Source organism: Variovorax sp. 01T432, from assembly GCF_056398605.1.
Window position 1 is genome coordinate 16765 of sequence record NZ_JBFTPS010000029.1, and the last position, 15645, is coordinate 32409.

Sequence of the window (15645 nt, forward strand, 5' to 3'; positions counted from 1 at the left end):
GTCGGATGCGCCTCTGCATGCCAATCCGCACCGCGACGCTGGTCGCGGGGATCATCGTCGTCCCGATCGCGCGCGGCGCCGAAGACGGCGGGCGCCGGAACTTCTTCGACGACCCCTTCTTCCAGGTCGCCTCGGGTCTGCCGGGCTGCCCGGTACCCTTGGGCCCGCTCTACTCGCCCGAAGAGGTACGCAGCCAGATGCACAGCCGGCTGGAACGCGGCACGAGCTGCTGGCTCGCGGGCAAATGCGCCGACAGCAACGCATACCGCTACGACAGGCAACTCGCGCCCAAGGTGCAGGCCGCGCTGGCCGCCGTGCCGGGCAGCCGGCGCGGCAGCGTGTGGGTCATCATCCAGCGCCGCTGGGTCTACCTGCAGGGCTGCGTGCCCTCGCGCGCGCTCTCGCAGCGACTGGAGCAGGCGGCGCGCGCCGTCCCCGACGTGGAGCTCGTGCTTCCCGAACTCATGATCGGCACGCGGGACAAGCCCCCGTATGCCGTCGCAAGGCCATAAGACAAGAATGATCGAACGAAAGAGCCACCTCGACAGCCGAGCCACCTCCCTTCTTCTCGCCTGCTGCGCGTTCTGGGGACTGCAGCAGATCCTCATCAAGACCACGGTCGCCGAAGTGCCGCCGCTCTGGCAGGCGTCCATCCGCATGGTGGGTGCCGTGATCCTGCTGTGGCTCTGGTGCGTGCGCCGCCGCATACCGCTGTTCGAACGCGACGGCACGCTCCCCGGGGGCCTGCTCGCGGGTGCGCTGTTCGCCGGCGAGTTCACCTGCATCTACATCGGCCTGCAGAACACATCGGCCTCGAGGCTCACGGTGTTCCTCTATACGGCACCCTTCGTGGTCGCGCTGCTGCTGCCGCGCTTCGTACCGGCCGAGCGGCTGCGCGGCGTGCAATGGCTCGGCCTGGCGATCGCCTTCGCCGGCGTGGTCCTGGCCTTCAGCGAGAGCTTCGGCCACAGCACCTCGCGCCAGTTGTACGGCGATGCGCTGGCGCTCACGGGTGGCGTGCTGTGGGGGCTCACGACACTGACGCTGCGCACCACCCGCCTCGCCGTTGCCAGCGCCGAGAAGACGCTCTTCTATCAACTGGCCGTCACCGCGGTGGTCGCCCCGGTCCTCTCGCTGCTGCTCGGCGAGCGCTGGGGGTTTTCGTATTCGGGCTACGCGTGGCTCTCGATCGCGCTGCAGACCGTCATCGGCGCCTTCGCGAGCTACCTGGCGTGGATGTGGCTGTTGCGTCACTATCCGGCCACGCGCATCTCTTCGTTCACCTTCCTGACGCCTCTTTTTGCGCTGGTCCTGGGCGTCGCACTGCTGTCCGAGCGGCTCACCTTGCAATTGGTGCTGGCGCTCACCGGTGTGGCGCTGGGGATCGTGCTGGTGAACCGTCGCCCGGGTAGGGCTTCATGAATTTCCAGGCCGTCCTCGAAGACATCCATGCCGCGATCCGCCCCCTGCTGGGGACTGGCGGGACGGTGGCCAGCTACATCCCCGCGCTCGCGCGGGTTCCCGCCCGGCAGTTCGGCATCGCGCTGCGAACCTGCCAGGGCCAGGAGGCCAGCACGGGCGACGCGGCGACGCCCTTCTCGATCCAGAGCATCTCCAAGCTCTTCACCCTGACGCTGGCCATGCGGCACATGGGCGACGCCCTGTGGGACCGCATCGGCCGGGAGCCCTCGGGCAACCCCTTCAACTCGCTGGTGCAGCTCGAAAACGAACAGGGCAAGCCGCGCAATCCCTTCATCAATGCGGGCGCCATCGCGGTCGCCGATCGGTTGTTGAGCCGGGGCGACGCCAAGGCCGACATCCTCGCCCTCATGGCGGATCTCTGCGGCGAGTCGATCGGCTTCGATGGCGAGGTCGCGGCATCGGAGGCGGCAACGGGCTACCGCAACTACGCGCTGGCCAATTTCATGAAGAGCTTCGGCAAGCTCGACAACGGCGTCGAAGCCGTGCTCGACGTCTACTTTCACCAGTGCGCGCTGCGCATGAACTGCATCCAGCTGGCGCGCGCGGCCGGCTTTCTGTGCCGGGACGGCGCGCACCCGCGCGGCGGCGAGGCCGAGATCACCACCGAGCGCCATGCGCGCCGGATCAACGCGCTGATGCTGACCTGCGGCACCTACGACGCCGCCGGCGACGTGGCCTTCTCGATCGGACTCCCCTGCAAGAGCGGTGTCGGCGGCGGCATCGTCGCGGTCGTGCCCGACAAGCTCACGCTGTGCGTCTGGTCGCCCGCGCTCGACGCCACCGGCAATTCGTTGCTCGGCATGAAGGCGCTCGAGATGTTCGTGGCGCGCACCGGTCTTTCGATTTTTTGATGAACCTTCCATGACAGAACAAACAGACCTGATCCAGCAACCCACTCTCTGGAGCGACGAGCGCTGGACCGCGCGCGTGATCAAGAACGAGGACGACGACGGCTGGGCGGTGTCGATGACGCGCCAGGGCGACCCGGAGCCGGCCCTCGTCGGACCCTGGACCATGGGCCGCGACAAGAAGAACCCGAAGCCGCTCGACGCGCCGGCCTTCCATACGCTGGTCAAGACCGCCTCCGAGGTCTTGCGCCGGCACGAGCAGCAGCTGCATGCGCGGCTCAACAAGAGCGTGAGCCTCGGCGCAGGTTCGGAGCGCGTGCGGGTGTCGCTGCAGATCGTGCCCGACGAAGACAATCCGCATGGCCTGCTCACGGCCCTGGACGAACTCGGCGCGACGCTCGGCGAAGCGCGCGTGCGGCCGGACTTCAAGCTCAGCGCCGCGAGCGCGCAAGCGTGGATCGAAGGCGGCTTCCAGAAGCCGCGCTGAGTCAACGCCCGAGGCCGACGCTCAGGTCGCGCGTCGACTCGCGCACCACCAGTTCGGGACGCAGCACCACGGTCGAGGCCGACAGCGCCTTGCCCTCGATCTCGTCGAACAGCATCTCGGCCGCGCGCCAGCCAAGCTCGCGATGCGGCAGGCGGATGGTGGTCAGTGGGGGATTCACCATGTCGACCAGCGGCATGTCGTTGTGGCCGGTGATGGAAATCTCCCGGGGAACGGCGATCCCGGCCTCGCGCAGCACGTCGTAGGCGCCGAGCGCGACGAGGTCGTTGCAGCAGACGATCGCCTCGGGCAGTTCGCCGCCATCCAGCATCAGGCGCATCGCCTGCTGCCCGGCTTCGCGGGTGTAGCCCGCGCACTCCACGACGCGCGCCAATGAGAGCCCGCGATCGCGCAGCGCCTGCTCGACGCCCTGCCGCCGGCCGACACCCGTCGGAATGTTCTGCGGACCGGCGAGGTGCGCGATGCGCCGATGGCCGTAGCCCACCAGATGGTCCACGGCCAGCTTCATCGCCAGCCGGTCGTCGCTGACCACCGCCGGAAGGCGGCCGGTCTCGTCCGCGCGGTTGACCAGCACCGCATGCATGCCGGCCCTGGCGATGAAATCGATCAGCGGGTCGTCCCGCGTCGCGATGGCCATGACAAGCCCGTCCACCTGCTGCGCCAGCATGCGCTCCACGATGGGACGTGCGAGGGCGTGATCCACGACGTTGGCGACGAAGACGAAATAGCCGCGCGCGGCGGCGCTCGCTTCGATGCCCTGGAGGATCGGCGGGAACACCGCGTTGGTGATGTCGGGCACCAGCACGCCGATGGTCCGCGTGCGGCCGGTGCGCAAGGCCGACGCCGCGCGGTTGGCGCGGTAGCCCAGCCGTTGCGCCGCCTCTTCGACCACCCGTAACACCTCGGCGCTGATGAGCCGGCGCTTTTCCGGATTGAGGGCGCGCGAGACGGTCGACACGTGCACGCCGGCGGCTTGCGCGACGTCGCGAATGGTGACGGTGGAAGGCGGAACAGGGCTCATGGATGCAAACGATTGGTGTGGTGCCACAGAAGCACCTTTCTTATTTGGCATGGTAATCGAGGGGATTCCCTGATTTCCGGTTTGGCCCGATTCATTGAATAATTTGCAAACGTTTGCATAAACCACCGCGCATCATGAATATCGTCACCACCCCCGAATCCGTGCTCCAGATCGCAACCCAGGCCATGGCCCGCACGCCCGACGAGCGCCTTCGAACGCTGATGTCCGCCCTCACCCGCCACCTGCATGACTTCGTGATGGAGGTGAAGCTGAGCGAGGAGGAGTTCGAGCGCGCGCTCGAATTCCTGGTGGCGATCGGCCAGGCCAGCGGCGAGAAGAAGAACGAGGTCGTGCTGGCCGCCGACCTGCTGGGCGTGTCGACCCTGGTGGCGCTGCTCAACAACCAGGACCCGCAGGGCGAATCGCTCGCCGCCCTGCTGGGCCCCTTCTGGCGCGCGAATGCGCCGCTCTGCCAGCCCGGCGAAAGCATTGCCCGCTCCGAGACGCCCGGCGTGCCGCTGGAGGTCACGGGTGTCGTGCGCAATGCCGCCGGGCAGCCGCTGGCGGGCGCGATCGTCGATGTCTGGCAGGCCTCGCCCGTCGGCCTGTACGAGAACCAGGATGCGGCGCAGGAAGACATGAACCTGCGCGGCCGTTTCGAGACCGATGCCGAAGGCCGCTTTCGCTTTCGCACCGTGCGCCCCGCTGGTTACCCGGTGCCGGTCGACGGCCCGTGCGGCGAGCTCCTGCGCGCGCAACGGCGGCACCCCAACCGCCCGGCGCACCTGCATTTCATGGTCAGCAAGCCAGGTCACAAGGTGCTCGTCACGCAGGTCTTCGCGGATGACGACGAGAACCTCGAAAGCGATCCCGTGTTCGGCGTCACCCGCAAGCTGATCGGCCGCTTCGAGCCGCAGCACGGCGGACAGCATGCGACGCTGCAGCACGACTTCGTGCTCGAAGCCGGCGAGATGAAGTTTCCCCGTCCGCCGATCCCTTGAACACCCCCAGGCTTGCCCACTTCGTGTGGCCGCCTACCCCCTTGCAGGGGGCGCTGCCGGCGGTCCGGCGGAGCCGGCGCGCGGCAGCCCCCGCAAGGGGGCCGGACCGCCGGGCGCGCCTGGTGCTCTTCTTCCTGATTCATTGACTCGCTTTCCAAACCTCTCATGAGCTTCGATCCCACATCCCGCCTCGACGGCAAGCTTGCCGTCATCGCCGGCGGCCTCGGCGCCATCGGCTACGCGAGCGCACAGCGCCTCGCCGCGCTGGGCGCCACCTGTGTGCTGATGCACCGCAAGGGCGCCGATGCCGCCGAACGCGCCGCCGCGCTCCCTTCCGCGCAAGGCCAGCCGCACTGCGCGATCCGCGCCGACATCGTCGACACACCCAGCCTGCAGCGGGCCGCCGACGAAGTGCGCGCGACGCACGGCCGCTGCGACATCCTGGTCAACAGCGCCGGTCACACACGGCCGGTGCCCGCGGCCGATCTCGATGGGCTCACCGACGAACTGATCGACGAGTTGCTGCGCGCCAACTTCCGCGGCGTCTTCGCGACCATCCGCGCCTTCGCTCCCCTGCTCAAGGCCAGCGGCGACGGGCTGGTGGTGAACGTCTCGTCGATCGCCGGATTCACCGGCGTGGGCAGCAATCTCGCTTATGTCGCCGCCAAGGCGGGTCTGGACGTGGTGGGCGATGCGCTGGCCAAGGCGCTGGCGCCGGCCGTGCGCGTCGTGTCGGTGTCGCCGGGCGCGGTCGAATCGGCCTTCGTGCCGGGTCGCGGCGACGATTTCAAGGCCAGGATGGCCAACACCACGCCGCTGGGCCGCATCGGTTCGCCCGAGGACGTCGCCGCCGCCATCGAGGCGCTGGCCACCACGCTTCGCTTCGTGACGGGCACGCGCATCGTCGTCGACGGCGGGAGGCACCTGTGAGCAGCAAGACCCTGATCACCTGCGCCGTCACCGGCAACCTCGTCAAGCCGGACCAGACACCGCACCTTCCGATCACGCCGGCGCAGATAGCCGACGAATGCCTCGCGGCGGCCGAGGCCGGCGCCGGCCAGGTGCACATCCACGTGCGCGACCCCGCGACCGGCCGGCCTTCGATGGAGGTCGAGCTCTATCGCGACGTGGTCGACCGCATCCGGCGCGCCAATCGCGAACTGGTGATCAACCTCACCACGGGTCCGGGCGGGCGCTTCATACCGAGCGAGGACGACCCGAGGGTCGCCGCGCCGGGCAGCACGCTGCTGCCGCCCGAGAAGCGCGTCGAACACATCGCGCTGATCAAGCCGGACGTGTGCTCGCTCGATCTCAACACCATGAATTCCGGACCCGACGTGGTGATCAACACGCCAAAGAACGTGCGCCGCATGGCGAAGGTGATCCGCGACGCCGGCGTGAAGCCCGAGCTGGAGATCTTCGATTCGGGCGACATCCACATGGCGCTCGACCTGATCGCGGACGGCACACTCACCGGACCGGGAATGTGGACCCTGGTGCTGGGCGTGAAGTACGGCTTCATGCCGACGCCGCAGACCGTCATGTATGCCCGCGACATGCTGCCGCGCGGCGCCTTCTGGAGCGCCTTCGGCATCGGCCGCATGGAGTTCCCCATCGTCGCGCAGGCGTGGCTGCTGGGCGGCCACGTGCGCGTCGGAATGGAAGACAACATCTATCTCGAGAAGGGCGTGCTCGCGCAAAGCAACGCGCAGCTCGTGGCGAAGGCGCGCGACATCATCCGGAGCCTGGGCGGTGAGGTGGCGAGCGCCCGAGAGGCGCGCGGACTGCTCGGATTGGCGGGGGCCTGAAGATGGACACGCCAGTCATCGACAACATCGCCCGCGCGCTGCGCGTTCGCCAGAAGGCGGCGGACCTCGCCTCGCTGACGCTGGAAGCCCCACCGCAGTCGCAGCCGGCGGCCAGGCCGGGATTCGCTGTCGTCCGGGTGGCCGCGGCGGCCGTGAACCCGAGCGACGTGAAGGCCGCGCTGGGCATCATGCCGCAGGCCGTCTGGCCACGCACCCCAGGCCGCGATTTCGCGGGCGTCGTGATCGACGGCCCGGGCGAATGGCTGGGGCGCGAGGTCTACGGATCGGGCGGCGACATCGGCATCAAGCAGGACGGCTCGCACGCGCGCTTTCTCGTGCTGCCCGTCGGGGCCCTGCGCGACAAGCCGCGCGGTATTTCGATGGACGAGGCCGGCGCCGTCGGCGTGCCCTTCGTGACCGCCTATGAAGGCTTCCGCCGCAGCGGGATGCCGCAGCCGGGCCAGAACGTGCTGGTGCTCGGCGCCAACGGCAAGGTCGGCCAGGCGGCGGTGCAGCTGGCGGCGCAGCGTGGCGCCCGCGTGATCGCGGTCCGGCGGCGCGCCGGGCCTTACGAAGGCTTCTCGAGCAGCCCGGTCGACGTGATCGACGCGTCGAAGGAAGACGTGGCGGCGCGCGCGCGCGAGCTGACGGACGGGCGCGGTGTCGACATCGCCTACAACACGGTCGGCAGCGCCTACTTCGAGGCGGCGAACAAGTCGATGGCCAAGGGCGCGACGCAGATCCTCATCTCCACGCACGACCGCGCGGTCCCCTTCGACATCTTCGCGTTCTATCGCGGCATGCACACCTTCGTGGGGGTCGATTCGCTCGCCATGGACTGCATCGCATCCACCTCGCAGCTCGACGCGATGCGCGAGGGCTTCGAGCGCGGCACCCTCAAGCCCTTTCCGGTGGCGCGGGCCTTCACGCTGGACGAGGCCCTGGATGCCTACCGCCTGGTGCTGTCGGGCAGCACCGACCGCGTCGTGCTTCGCCCCTGATCAAGGTACGCCCCATGCACGTCACTCGTTTCGACCAGGCGCCCGCCTACGAGGCGCCGAACCATTTCGGCATGCACTGCCTGCGCCTGCAGGGCAAGGAGGCCGGGCCCTCGGTGCAGATGTGGATGGGCGTGAGCCAGATCCTTCCCGGCGGGCATACCTCGCTCGACGGCTCGCCGATGGAGAAGCTCTATCTGGTGCTCGAGGGCCAGTTGACCGTCGTGTGCGAACTCGACGGCAAACGTGACGAACAGGTGCTGGGCCCCTATGACAGCTGCCGCTTCGCGCCCGGCGAAAAGCGCCAGCTGGTCAACCGCGGCCATCGACCGGCGATGGTCGCGCTGGTGATGCCGCACGCACCGCCCCCGCCCGCCGCGCCGAAAGCACCGGGCTGATCCCTCATTCCCGACCTCGACGAACTACAACGGAGACAAAGACATGACGACATTCCTTCCGGGCCGGCGCGGGCTCGTCGCAGCCGCCCTGGGCTTGTGCGCATTCGCGGGCGCCCACGCGCAACAAGGCGAGTGGCCTCGCGGCCAGACCATCCGCCTGGTGGTTCCCTTCACCGCCGGCAGCGGCACCGACATCGTCGCTCGCCTGGTGGCCGAGCGGCTGGGGCCCGCGCTAGGCACCAGCGTCTTCGTCGACAACAAGCCCGGTGCCGGGGGCACGCTGGGGGCGTCGCAGGTCGCCAAGTCGCCCGCCGACGGCTATACGCTGCTCGTGCACTCCGCGGGCCACCTGGTCAATCCCTCGATCTACCCGAACCTCAACTACGACACGCTCAAGGACTTCGCCGGCGTGACGCCGCTGGCGAGCCTGCCGAACGTGCTGGTCACGGCCCCCGGCAAGTTCACCGACGTGCGGGATCTGGTCGCCCAGGCCAAGGCCAAGCCGGGAAGCTTCAACTATGCGTCGGCGGGCAACGGATCGGCGACCCACATGAACGCCGAGGTGTTCCGCCTCGCCGCCGGTGTGCAGGCCCAGCACGTGCCCTATCGCGGCACGCCCGAGGCGATGACGGAAGTCATGGGCGGGCGGGTCGACTGGTTCTTCGCGCCGATGGTGTCCGCGCTGCCGCTCATCAGGGATGGGCGCCTGAAGGCACTCGCGGTAGGCACCGGCAAGCGCTCGGCCGTGATGCCGCAGACACCCACGACGGTCGAGGCGGGCGTGCCCGGCTCCGAATACCTGTTCTGGGTCGGTCTCTTCGCGCCGGCGAAGACGCCGCGGCCGGTGGTCGATCGCCTGCAGGCGGAGGTGGCGAAGATCATGGTCGCGGCGGAACTCAAGGAGCGCCTCGACAAGCTGGGCGCCGAGCCCTTCACGATGCCTTCGGCGCAGTTCGACACGTTCCTGGCCGAGGAGACCGCGAAGGCGCAGCGGGTCGTCAGGGCGGCCGGCATCAAGCTGGACTGACCCGGCGGTGATCCGGCGGCGGCGCGAGACCGCGTTCTGGTCTACCCTTGGCCATGCCCATTCTCCCCGCCACCCTCCTCTTCCTGCATCTTCTTGCCGCCGCCTTCTGGGTCGGCGGGATGGCCGCGATGCACTTCGCCGTCCGACCCGCCGCCGTGGCGACGCTGGAGCCGCCGCTGCGACTGCCCTTCATGGCGGACGCGCTCGCGCGCTTCTTTGTCGGTGTCTCGATCGCCATCGGGGTCCTGCTCGCCAGCGGGTTCCTGTTGGTGTGGCTGGCGGGCGGCTTCGCCCACGTGCATGCGAGCGTGCACGCGATGCTCACGCTCGGCCTGGTAATGATGGCCCTGTTCCTGCATGTGCGCTTCGCGCCCTATCCGCGCCTGCAACGCGCGGTCGCGGCGCGCGAGTGGCCGGTGGCGGCCGCAAACCTGGGCACCATCCGAAAGCTGGTGGCGCTCAATCTGGGCCTCGGCGTGCTCGTCTTCGTGCTGGCGATCGTCGGGCGCGCGTTCTGACTGGCGGTCTTCAGGCCTGGCTGAACTGCGCCAGGATCTGAAGCACGCTGTCGGTCGCGCCGTCCAGCTGCGCGCGCGGCCGATGCGCGATGCCGAGCCGGCGCGTGAGCGCGGGGCTCAGCGGGAGCACCTGCATGCGCTCGCTCGATGCGCCGTCCGTCGACGGCTGCAGCGGCAAGACGGCCGCGCCGTAGCCTGCGGCGACGAGGCTGCGCATGGCGGCGTCATAGTTGAGCTCGATGCGCGCGCGCGGCGCTTCACCCGCGGCCGCGAACCACTCCATGGTGAGTCGGTACATGTGCGTGGTGGCGTCGTTGAAGATCAACGGCTGCCCGGCCAGCCATTTCGGCGTCGCGCGCCTGGGCGTCTTCCACTTCAGGGGCACGTAAGCCATCATCGGCTGGCTGCGCCATCGCGTCACGACCAGATCGCGGGAGGGCGGCTGCGGCATGGCCACCAGGCCGATGTCCAGCGTGCCCGTCGCGAGCCTCGCCATCGCCTCGCCCGAGCCCAGGATGCTGACCTCCACGTCGATGCCGGCATGGCGCTCCCCGAGGGCTTCGAGCACCTGGGGCAGCAGATCGACGACCACGCCGGTCGACGTGCCCAGCCGCACCCGGCCCACCCGGCCTTCGGCTTGGCGCCGGACGGCATCGACCGCGTCGTCGGCGTCGCGCAACAGACGCCGCGCACGCTCCACCAGCGCTGCGCCGGCAGCCGTAGGCGTGATGCGCCGGCTGCCGCGCAGGACCAGCGTGGCGCCCAGCCGCGACTCCAGCTCGCTGATGTGCAGGCTGACAGTGGGCTGCGCGAGGTGAAGCGCCTGTGCGGCGGCCGAGAACGTGCCAAGGTCCGCAATGGACACCAGCGTGCGCAGTTGGTCGAGGTTGAGTTGTCTCATCAGGAAAGCTGATCGCGTGGCTCAGGAATCTCAACTTCCACAATAGCATGGCAGATCGGAAGATGGCGCTCCATTTACGGAGCCATGTCATGCAGCCGAAGCTTCAATCCCCGGTCGTCACCTTTCTGGCGTCGTTCAAGCGCTTGTGCGCACGCGCCATCGCCATGCATCGGCAGCGCGCACAGTGGCTTCAGCTCACGGGCATGAGCGAACACGAACTCAAGGACCTGGGCATCGGCAGAAGCGAAGTGCCGCAGTTGCTGCGACGCCGCCCCGGTGCGGCGCCTGGCATTGACTGCGCTAGACCACGCCGGCCGCGCGCAGCGCGGCACGCTGCTCGGCGCTGAGCCCGAATTCGGCCAGCACCTCGTCGGTGTGCTGCCCCAGCGCGGGCGGCGCGTAGCGAAGCACCGGCGGCGTGGCCTGCAGCCGCAGCGGACTGGCGACACCCACGATACGCTCGATGCCGTCGCCCGCATCGCGCGGCAAGGCCACGGCCAGGCCGCGCGCCTTGACCTGGTCGTCCTCGAAGGCCTGCGCGATGTTGTTGATCGGTCCGCAGGGAACGGCCTTGTCCTCCAGCAGCGCGATCCACTCCGCCGTGGTGCGCGTGCGCGTCACGGCTTCCATCTGCGGGATCAGGACTTCGCGGTGCCGCACGCGCAGGGTGTTGGTCTCGAAGCGCGGGTCGCTGGCCCAGTCCGGATGGCCGGCCGCCTCGCAGAAGCGCGCGAACTGGCCGTTGTTGCCGATGGCCAGCAGCATCGACCCGTCCCGCGTGTGGAAGTCCTGGTAAGGCGCGAGGCTGGGATGGCTGTTGCCCAGCCGTTGCGGCGCGACGCCGGTGTTGAGGAAGGCGCTGGCCTGGTTGGCGAGAATGGCCATGCCGACATCGAGCAGGGCCATGTCGATGTGCTGGCCTTGGCCCGTGCGGTGCCGCACTTCGAGCGCGGCGAGGATCGCGCTGCTGGCGTAGACGCCGGTGAACAGGTCGATGAGCGCAACGCCCACGCGCAGCGGCCCGCCGCCGGGGACTTCGTCGGGCCGGCCGGTGATGCTCATCATGCCGCTTGTCGCCTGGATCATCAGGTCGTAGCCGGCGCGCATCGCGTGAGGACCGTCGTGACCGAAGCCGGTCACGCTGCAGTAAATGAGACGCGGGTTGGCCGCGCGCAGGTTCTCGTAGTCGAGCCCGTATTGCTTGAGCCCGCCGGTCTTGAAGTTCTCGACCAGGACGTCGCTCTGCGCGGCCATCCCCTGAAGCAGCGCCTGGCCTTCGGGCGTCGCCATGTCGATGGTGACCGAGCGCTTGTTGCGATTGCAGGCCGTGAAATAGGTCGCCTGGTTGGTGTCCCTGCCTTGCGCGTCCTTCAGGAAGGGCGGGCCCCAGCTGCGGGTGTCGTCGCCGACACCGGGGCGTTCGATCTTGACGACATCGGCGCCCAGGTCCGCGAGGATCTGGGTGCACCACGGACCCGCGAGCACGCGGGAGAGATCCAGAACCTTGAGGCCCGCGAGGGCGCCTTCCTTGAGCGCTGTCATTTCAGTTGCTCCACCGTGTTTGCCGCGACCCGCGACGCATGAAACCGGCGCGGCCCAGTGCCAGGGATGCCGCGGAGCCGGCTTTGCCGGGCCGCCGGCATCGCCCCCTTGAGGGGGAGGCGCCACAGGCGCTTCGGGCGTGCTTCATCCTAGTTCGCGAAGGCTGCGATGCCGGTCTGGGCGCGGCCGAGGATGAGGGCATGGATGTCGTGCGTGCCCTCGTAGGTGTTGACCACCTCCAGGTTGACCAGGTGCCGCGCCACGCCGAATTCGTCGCTGATGCCGTTGCCACCCATCATGTCGCGCGCCAGGCGCGCGATGTCCAGTGCCTTGCCGCAGGAGTTGCGCTTGAGCAGCGAGGTGACCTCGACCGACGCCGTGCCCTCATCCTTCATGCGGCCCAGGCGCAGGCAGCCCTGCAGGCCCAGCGTGATCTCGGTCTGCATGTCGGCCAGCTTCTTCTGGATCAGCTGGTTGGCCGCGAGCGGGCGGCCGAACTGCTTGCGGTCCAGCGTGTACTGGCGGGCGCGATGCCAGCAGTCTTCGGCGGCACCGAGCGCACCCCAGGAGATGCCGTAGCGCGCGCTGTTGAGGCAGGTGAACGGGCCCTTGAGGCCCCGCACCTCGGGGAAGGCGTTGTCTTCGGGGCAGAACACGTTGTCCATCACGATCTCGCCGGTGATCGACGCACGCAGGCCGACCTTGCCGTGGATCGCCGGCGCGCTCAGGCCCTTCATGCCCTTCTCGAGCACGAAGCCCCGGATCGGGCCGACCGTTCCGCTCTCGCTCACTTCCTTGGCCCAGACGACGAAGACATCGGCGATCGGGCTGTTGCTGATCCACATCTTGGCCCCGCTGAGCGCATAGCCGCCCGGCACCTTCTTGGCGCGCGTGACCATGCTGCCGGGGTCGGAGCCGTGGTCGGGCTCGGTCAGGCCGAAGCAGCCGATCCATTCGCCGGTGGCGAGCTTGGGCAGGTACTTCTGCTTCTGCGCCTCGGTGCCGAATTCGTTGATCGGCACCATGACGAGCGAACTCTGCACGCTCGCCATCGAGCGGTAGCCGGAATCGACGCGCTCGACTTCGCGCGCGATGAGGCCGTAGCAGACGTAGTTCAGGCCGGGGCCGCCGTACTGCTCGGGAATGGTCGGGCCCAGGAGACCCAGCGCGCCCATCTCGCGGAAGATGGCCGGGTCGGTTTCGCCGTTGCGGAAGCCTTCGAGCACGCGCGGTGCGAGGCGCTCCTGGCAGTAGGCGTTGGCGGCGTCGCGCACCATGCGCTCGTCATCGGTGAGTTGCTGGTCGAGCAAGAGGGGATCTTCCCAGTGAAAGGCGGCGTGGGCCATGAACGGTCTCCGGTGTAAGGCTTGAGGTTGTGCCGATGGTAAGCGCCTTGGGAGGGGCGGCGCAAACGACGATTCGACACCCAGTTATGCGGTTTGCGAACTTCAAAGCACAATGTGCCGGGCCAGCGCCACTTGTTGCGCCGCAGGTTCAACTATGTAATCACCGCATACCATGCGCCGAAAGATCCCCTCCACCCAGGCCCTGATCTGCTTCGAGGCCGCCGCGCGGCATGAGAGCTATACGCGCGCCGCGCAGGAACTCGCCCTCACCCAGAGCGCGGTGTCGCGTCAGATCACGGCGTTGGAGGCCTTTCTCGGCATGGCGCTTTTCCGCCGCACGCGCCACGGCGTGGCCCTGACGCCAGCGGGCGCCGACTATGCGCGCCAGATCGCGCGCCAGCTCGACACCATGGAGCGCGACACGCTCGACGCGATGGCCAGGCAAGGCCTGGGCGGCTCGCTGCAGCTCGCGGCGGTGCCGACCTTCGCGACACGCTGGCTGATCCCCCGGCTGCCCGACTTCGCGGCGAAGCATCCTGACATCACGGTGCACATCGAGACCCGAACGCGCCCCTTCCTGTTCAATGACACCCCATTCGACGCCGCGATCTATGCGGGAACCCCGGCGCAGACGGCGAACTGGGCCGGCACGCAGTCGACGGTGCTGCTGCATGAAGACGTGGTCCCTGTATGCAGCCCGGCGCTGCTGCCGGCGAGAAAGACGATGTCGCCAGCCGCCGTGGCGCGAATGCCGCTGCTGCAGCAGAGCACTCGGCCTGACGGCTGGCGCCAGTGGTTCGATGCGCAGCATGTGGATGCGCCGCGCGCCCACAGCGGACCGCGCTATGAACTCTTCTCGATGCTGGCGATCGCCGCCGCGCACGGCCTGGGTGTGGCGCTGATGCCGCGCATGCTCATCGAGGCCGAACTCGCGCGCGGCGAACTCGTCGTGGCCTGCGATCGACCGCTGCGCGGCGAGCGCAGCTACTTCCTGGTCAGCCCGGCGGCGCACGACGAACGGCCCGTGTTCAAGCTCTTCCGCGAGTGGCTGGTCGCACAGGCGAACGCGAATGGCGCTTGTCCGGCGGGCGCGCCGCCGTCACCCGGAACATGAGATCCTTCGAGAAGTCTTCATCGATCCCCCGTCGGCTTGAAAGCGCGCAAATGTCATGAGCAAGAAACCCCTCATTGTTGGCGCCATCGTTCTCCTGGCGGGCGCGGTCTTCGCGGCGTGGTACTTCAACCGCGCGCCCGTCGACCCGCGCAGCCTGGCGCTCTATGGCAATGTCGACCTCCGGCAGGTCTCGCTGGCCTTCAACGGCAGCGAGCGCATCGGCAGGCTGAACGCGCAGGAGGGCGATCACGTGAAGGCGGGCCAGGTGCTGGGCGAGCTGGACACGCGCACGCTCGAGCTGCGCGCGGCGCAGGCCGACGCACAGATCGCCGTGCAACAGCAGGCGCTGCAGCGGCTGAAGACCGGCAGCCGGCCCGAGGAGATCGCGCAGTCCCGCGCGCAGGTCGCCGCGGCGACGGCCGATGCCGACCTCGCCCGTCAGCAACTGGAGCGGCTGCAAGCCATCCGGCAGACGACTGCCGGCCGCGCGGTCAGCCAGCAGGATCTCGACAGCGCGCAGGCGCGCCGGAAGGTGGCGCAGGCCCATCTCGAGAGCGCGCGCGAGGCGCAGCAGCTGGTCGTGACCGGCCCGCGCAAGGAGGACATCGCGCAGGCGCAGGCGCAACTCGAGGTCTCGGTGGCCGCGCTCGCCCTGCTGAAGCACCAGTTGCAGGAGGCCGAACTCCGGGCGCCCATCGACGCGGTGGTGCGCGCGCGCCTGATGGAGCCGGGCGATATGGCCTCGCCGCAGCGCCCGGTCTTCACGCTCGCAATCACCGATCCCAAATGGGTGCGCGCCTATGTGACGGAAACCCAGCTCGGCCGCGTCAAGCCCGGCATGCCGGCAACGCTGAGCACCGACAGCCACCCGGGCGAGACGCTCGCCGGCAAGGTGGGCTATATCTCGTCGGTCGCCGAGTTCACACCCAAGACAGTGCAGACCGAAGAACTGCGCAGCAGCCTGGTCTACGAAGTACGCGTGCTCGCCGACGACCCCCAGGACCGCCTGCGGCTGGGCATGCCGGTGACCGTGCGGCTCTCCCCGGACGGCGATGCGGACGCGCGCGGAGGCAGGCAGTGACGTCCTCCGTCGCGCCGGCGCTGGTCGGCCGCGGCCTGCACAAGGACTTTTCCGT

The 15645-nt window shown here is 68.9% G+C and carries 18 protein-coding genes; 14 read left to right on the forward strand and 4 right to left on the reverse strand.

Features of this window, described 5'->3' with window-relative positions; genetic code table 11:
* Positions 1–17 precede the first annotated feature (17 nt).
* Genes AC1DNF_RS21150 through AC1DNF_RS21165 form a run of 4 tightly spaced genes read left to right on the forward strand, consistent with a single transcriptional unit; the run spans position 18 to position 2817 of the window.
* Complete coding sequence (locus AC1DNF_RS21150; RefSeq protein WP_478150583.1) at positions 18–512, forward strand: BON domain-containing protein; 495 nt, start codon at positions 18–20, stop codon at positions 510–512.
* A gap of 7 nt (positions 513–519) precedes the next feature.
* A complete protein-coding gene (locus tag AC1DNF_RS21155; protein ID WP_478150584.1) occupies positions 520–1422 on the forward strand; it encodes a DMT family transporter in 903 nt (300 codons plus the stop codon).
* Positions 1419–2333, forward strand: coding sequence for a glutaminase (locus AC1DNF_RS21160; RefSeq protein WP_478150585.1), 915 nt, complete (start codon positions 1419–1421; stop codon positions 2331–2333). Before AC1DNF_RS21155 ends, AC1DNF_RS21160 begins: the two co-directional genes overlap by 4 nt.
* Positions 2334–2343: 10 nt before the next feature.
* On the forward strand, positions 2344–2817 hold the full coding sequence (locus AC1DNF_RS21165) for a hypothetical protein (protein WP_478150586.1): 474 nt from the start codon (positions 2344–2346) through the stop codon (positions 2815–2817).
* 1 nt (position 2818) lies between these two features.
* On the opposite strand, the gene AC1DNF_RS21170 is transcribed toward AC1DNF_RS21165, so the two are convergent.
* Positions 2819–3856 (reverse strand): LacI family DNA-binding transcriptional regulator, encoded by a 1038-nt coding sequence (locus AC1DNF_RS21170; RefSeq protein WP_478150587.1) that lies wholly within the window; start codon positions 3854–3856, stop codon positions 2819–2821.
* Positions 3857–3990: 134 nt separating this feature from the next.
* Between AC1DNF_RS21170 and AC1DNF_RS21175 the strand changes: the two genes are divergently transcribed.
* The 7 genes from AC1DNF_RS21175 (at position 3991) to AC1DNF_RS21205 (ending at position 9606) form a co-directional block, all read left to right on the forward strand.
* Positions 3991–4857 carry a dioxygenase family protein gene (locus tag AC1DNF_RS21175; RefSeq protein ID WP_478150588.1) on the forward strand — a complete coding sequence of 289 codons (867 nt, stop codon included), beginning with the start codon at positions 3991–3993 and terminating at the stop codon, positions 4855–4857.
* A 165-nt stretch (positions 4858–5022) separates the two neighbouring features.
* Positions 5023–5787, forward strand: coding sequence for an SDR family NAD(P)-dependent oxidoreductase (locus AC1DNF_RS21180; protein WP_478150589.1), 765 nt, complete (start codon positions 5023–5025; stop codon positions 5785–5787).
* Entirely contained in the window at positions 5784–6665 is an 882-nt protein-coding gene (locus AC1DNF_RS21185) for a beta-keto acid cleavage family enzyme (protein ID WP_478150590.1), read from the forward strand. The genes AC1DNF_RS21180 and AC1DNF_RS21185 overlap by 4 nt, the downstream gene beginning before the upstream one ends.
* A gap of 2 nt (positions 6666–6667) precedes the next feature.
* Positions 6668–7666: a quinone oxidoreductase family protein gene (locus AC1DNF_RS21190; RefSeq protein WP_478150591.1), complete on the forward strand. Its 999-nt coding sequence runs from the start codon at positions 6668–6670 to the stop codon at positions 7664–7666.
* A 14-nt stretch (positions 7667–7680) separates the two neighbouring features.
* The gene (locus tag AC1DNF_RS21195) at positions 7681–8061 is read left to right on the forward strand and encodes a cupin domain-containing protein (protein WP_478150592.1); all 381 of its coding nucleotides are present in this window, start codon (positions 7681–7683) and stop codon (positions 8059–8061) included.
* A 43-nt stretch (positions 8062–8104) separates the two neighbouring features.
* Entirely contained in the window at positions 8105–9088 is a 984-nt protein-coding gene (locus tag AC1DNF_RS21200; RefSeq protein WP_478150593.1) for a Bug family tripartite tricarboxylate transporter substrate binding protein, read from the forward strand.
* Positions 9089–9141: 53 nt separating this feature from the next.
* Positions 9142–9606, forward strand: coding sequence for a CopD family protein (locus tag AC1DNF_RS21205; protein ID WP_478150594.1), 465 nt, complete (start codon positions 9142–9144; stop codon positions 9604–9606).
* 10 nt (positions 9607–9616) lie between these two features.
* Here the strand turns inward: AC1DNF_RS21205 and AC1DNF_RS21210 are convergent, their stop codons facing one another.
* Complete coding sequence (locus tag AC1DNF_RS21210; protein ID WP_478150595.1) at positions 9617–10507, reverse strand: LysR family transcriptional regulator; 891 nt, start codon at positions 10505–10507, stop codon at positions 9617–9619.
* Positions 10508–10596: 89 nt separating this feature from the next.
* On the opposite strand from AC1DNF_RS21210, the gene AC1DNF_RS21215 reads away from it, so the two are divergent.
* Positions 10597–10854, forward strand: coding sequence for a DUF1127 domain-containing protein (locus AC1DNF_RS21215; protein WP_478150596.1), 258 nt, complete (start codon positions 10597–10599; stop codon positions 10852–10854).
* Here the strand turns inward: AC1DNF_RS21215 and AC1DNF_RS21220 are convergent.
* On the reverse strand, positions 10808–12049 hold the full coding sequence (locus AC1DNF_RS21220) for a CaiB/BaiF CoA transferase family protein (RefSeq protein ID WP_478150597.1): 1242 nt from the start codon (positions 12047–12049) through the stop codon (positions 10808–10810). The two genes, AC1DNF_RS21215 and AC1DNF_RS21220, sit on opposite strands and share 47 nt — an antisense overlap.
* Positions 12050–12198: 149 nt before the next feature.
* Positions 12199–13395, reverse strand: a complete 1197-nt coding sequence (locus AC1DNF_RS21225; RefSeq protein WP_478150598.1) for an acyl-CoA dehydrogenase — start codon at positions 13393–13395, stop codon at positions 12199–12201.
* 172 nt (positions 13396–13567) lie between these two features.
* Between AC1DNF_RS21225 and AC1DNF_RS21230 the strand changes: the two genes are divergently transcribed.
* Positions 13568–14509: a LysR substrate-binding domain-containing protein gene (locus tag AC1DNF_RS21230; protein ID WP_478150599.1), complete on the forward strand. Its 942-nt coding sequence runs from the start codon at positions 13568–13570 to the stop codon at positions 14507–14509.
* A gap of 55 nt (positions 14510–14564) precedes the next feature.
* Positions 14565–15590 carry an HlyD family secretion protein gene (locus AC1DNF_RS21235; RefSeq protein WP_478150600.1) on the forward strand — a complete coding sequence of 342 codons (1026 nt, stop codon included), beginning with the start codon at positions 14565–14567 and terminating at the stop codon, positions 15588–15590.
* Positions 15591–15645: the final 55 nt, after the last annotated feature.

Coding starts and splice junctions, on each gene's coding strand:
- AC1DNF_RS21150 (WP_478150583.1), top strand. CDS start 18: ATGCCAATCCGCACCGCGACGCTGGTCGCGGGGATCATCGTCGTCCCG.
- AC1DNF_RS21155 (WP_478150584.1), top strand. CDS start 520: ATGATCGAACGAAAGAGCCACCTCGACAGCCGAGCCACCTCCCTTCTT.
- AC1DNF_RS21160 (WP_478150585.1), top strand. CDS start 1,419: ATGAATTTCCAGGCCGTCCTCGAAGACATCCATGCCGCGATCCGCCCC.
- AC1DNF_RS21165 (WP_478150586.1), top strand. CDS start 2,344: ATGACAGAACAAACAGACCTGATCCAGCAACCCACTCTCTGGAGCGAC.
- AC1DNF_RS21170 (WP_478150587.1), bottom strand. CDS start 3,856: ATGAGCCCTGTTCCGCCTTCCACCGTCACCATTCGCGACGTCGCGCAA.
- AC1DNF_RS21175 (WP_478150588.1), top strand. CDS start 3,991: ATGAATATCGTCACCACCCCCGAATCCGTGCTCCAGATCGCAACCCAG.
- AC1DNF_RS21180 (WP_478150589.1), top strand. CDS start 5,023: ATGAGCTTCGATCCCACATCCCGCCTCGACGGCAAGCTTGCCGTCATC.
- AC1DNF_RS21190 (WP_478150591.1), top strand. CDS start 6,668: ATGGACACGCCAGTCATCGACAACATCGCCCGCGCGCTGCGCGTTCGC.
- AC1DNF_RS21195 (WP_478150592.1), top strand. CDS start 7,681: ATGCACGTCACTCGTTTCGACCAGGCGCCCGCCTACGAGGCGCCGAAC.
- AC1DNF_RS21200 (WP_478150593.1), top strand. CDS start 8,105: ATGACGACATTCCTTCCGGGCCGGCGCGGGCTCGTCGCAGCCGCCCTG.
- AC1DNF_RS21205 (WP_478150594.1), top strand. CDS start 9,142: ATGCCCATTCTCCCCGCCACCCTCCTCTTCCTGCATCTTCTTGCCGCC.
- AC1DNF_RS21210 (WP_478150595.1), bottom strand. CDS start 10,507: ATGAGACAACTCAACCTCGACCAACTGCGCACGCTGGTGTCCATTGCG.
- AC1DNF_RS21215 (WP_478150596.1), top strand. CDS start 10,597: ATGCAGCCGAAGCTTCAATCCCCGGTCGTCACCTTTCTGGCGTCGTTC.
- AC1DNF_RS21220 (WP_478150597.1), bottom strand. CDS start 12,049: ATGACAGCGCTCAAGGAAGGCGCCCTCGCGGGCCTCAAGGTTCTGGAT.
- AC1DNF_RS21225 (WP_478150598.1), bottom strand. CDS start 13,395: ATGGCCCACGCCGCCTTTCACTGGGAAGATCCCCTCTTGCTCGACCAG.
- AC1DNF_RS21230 (WP_478150599.1), top strand. CDS start 13,568: ATGCGCCGAAAGATCCCCTCCACCCAGGCCCTGATCTGCTTCGAGGCC.
- AC1DNF_RS21235 (WP_478150600.1), top strand. CDS start 14,565: ATGAGCAAGAAACCCCTCATTGTTGGCGCCATCGTTCTCCTGGCGGGC.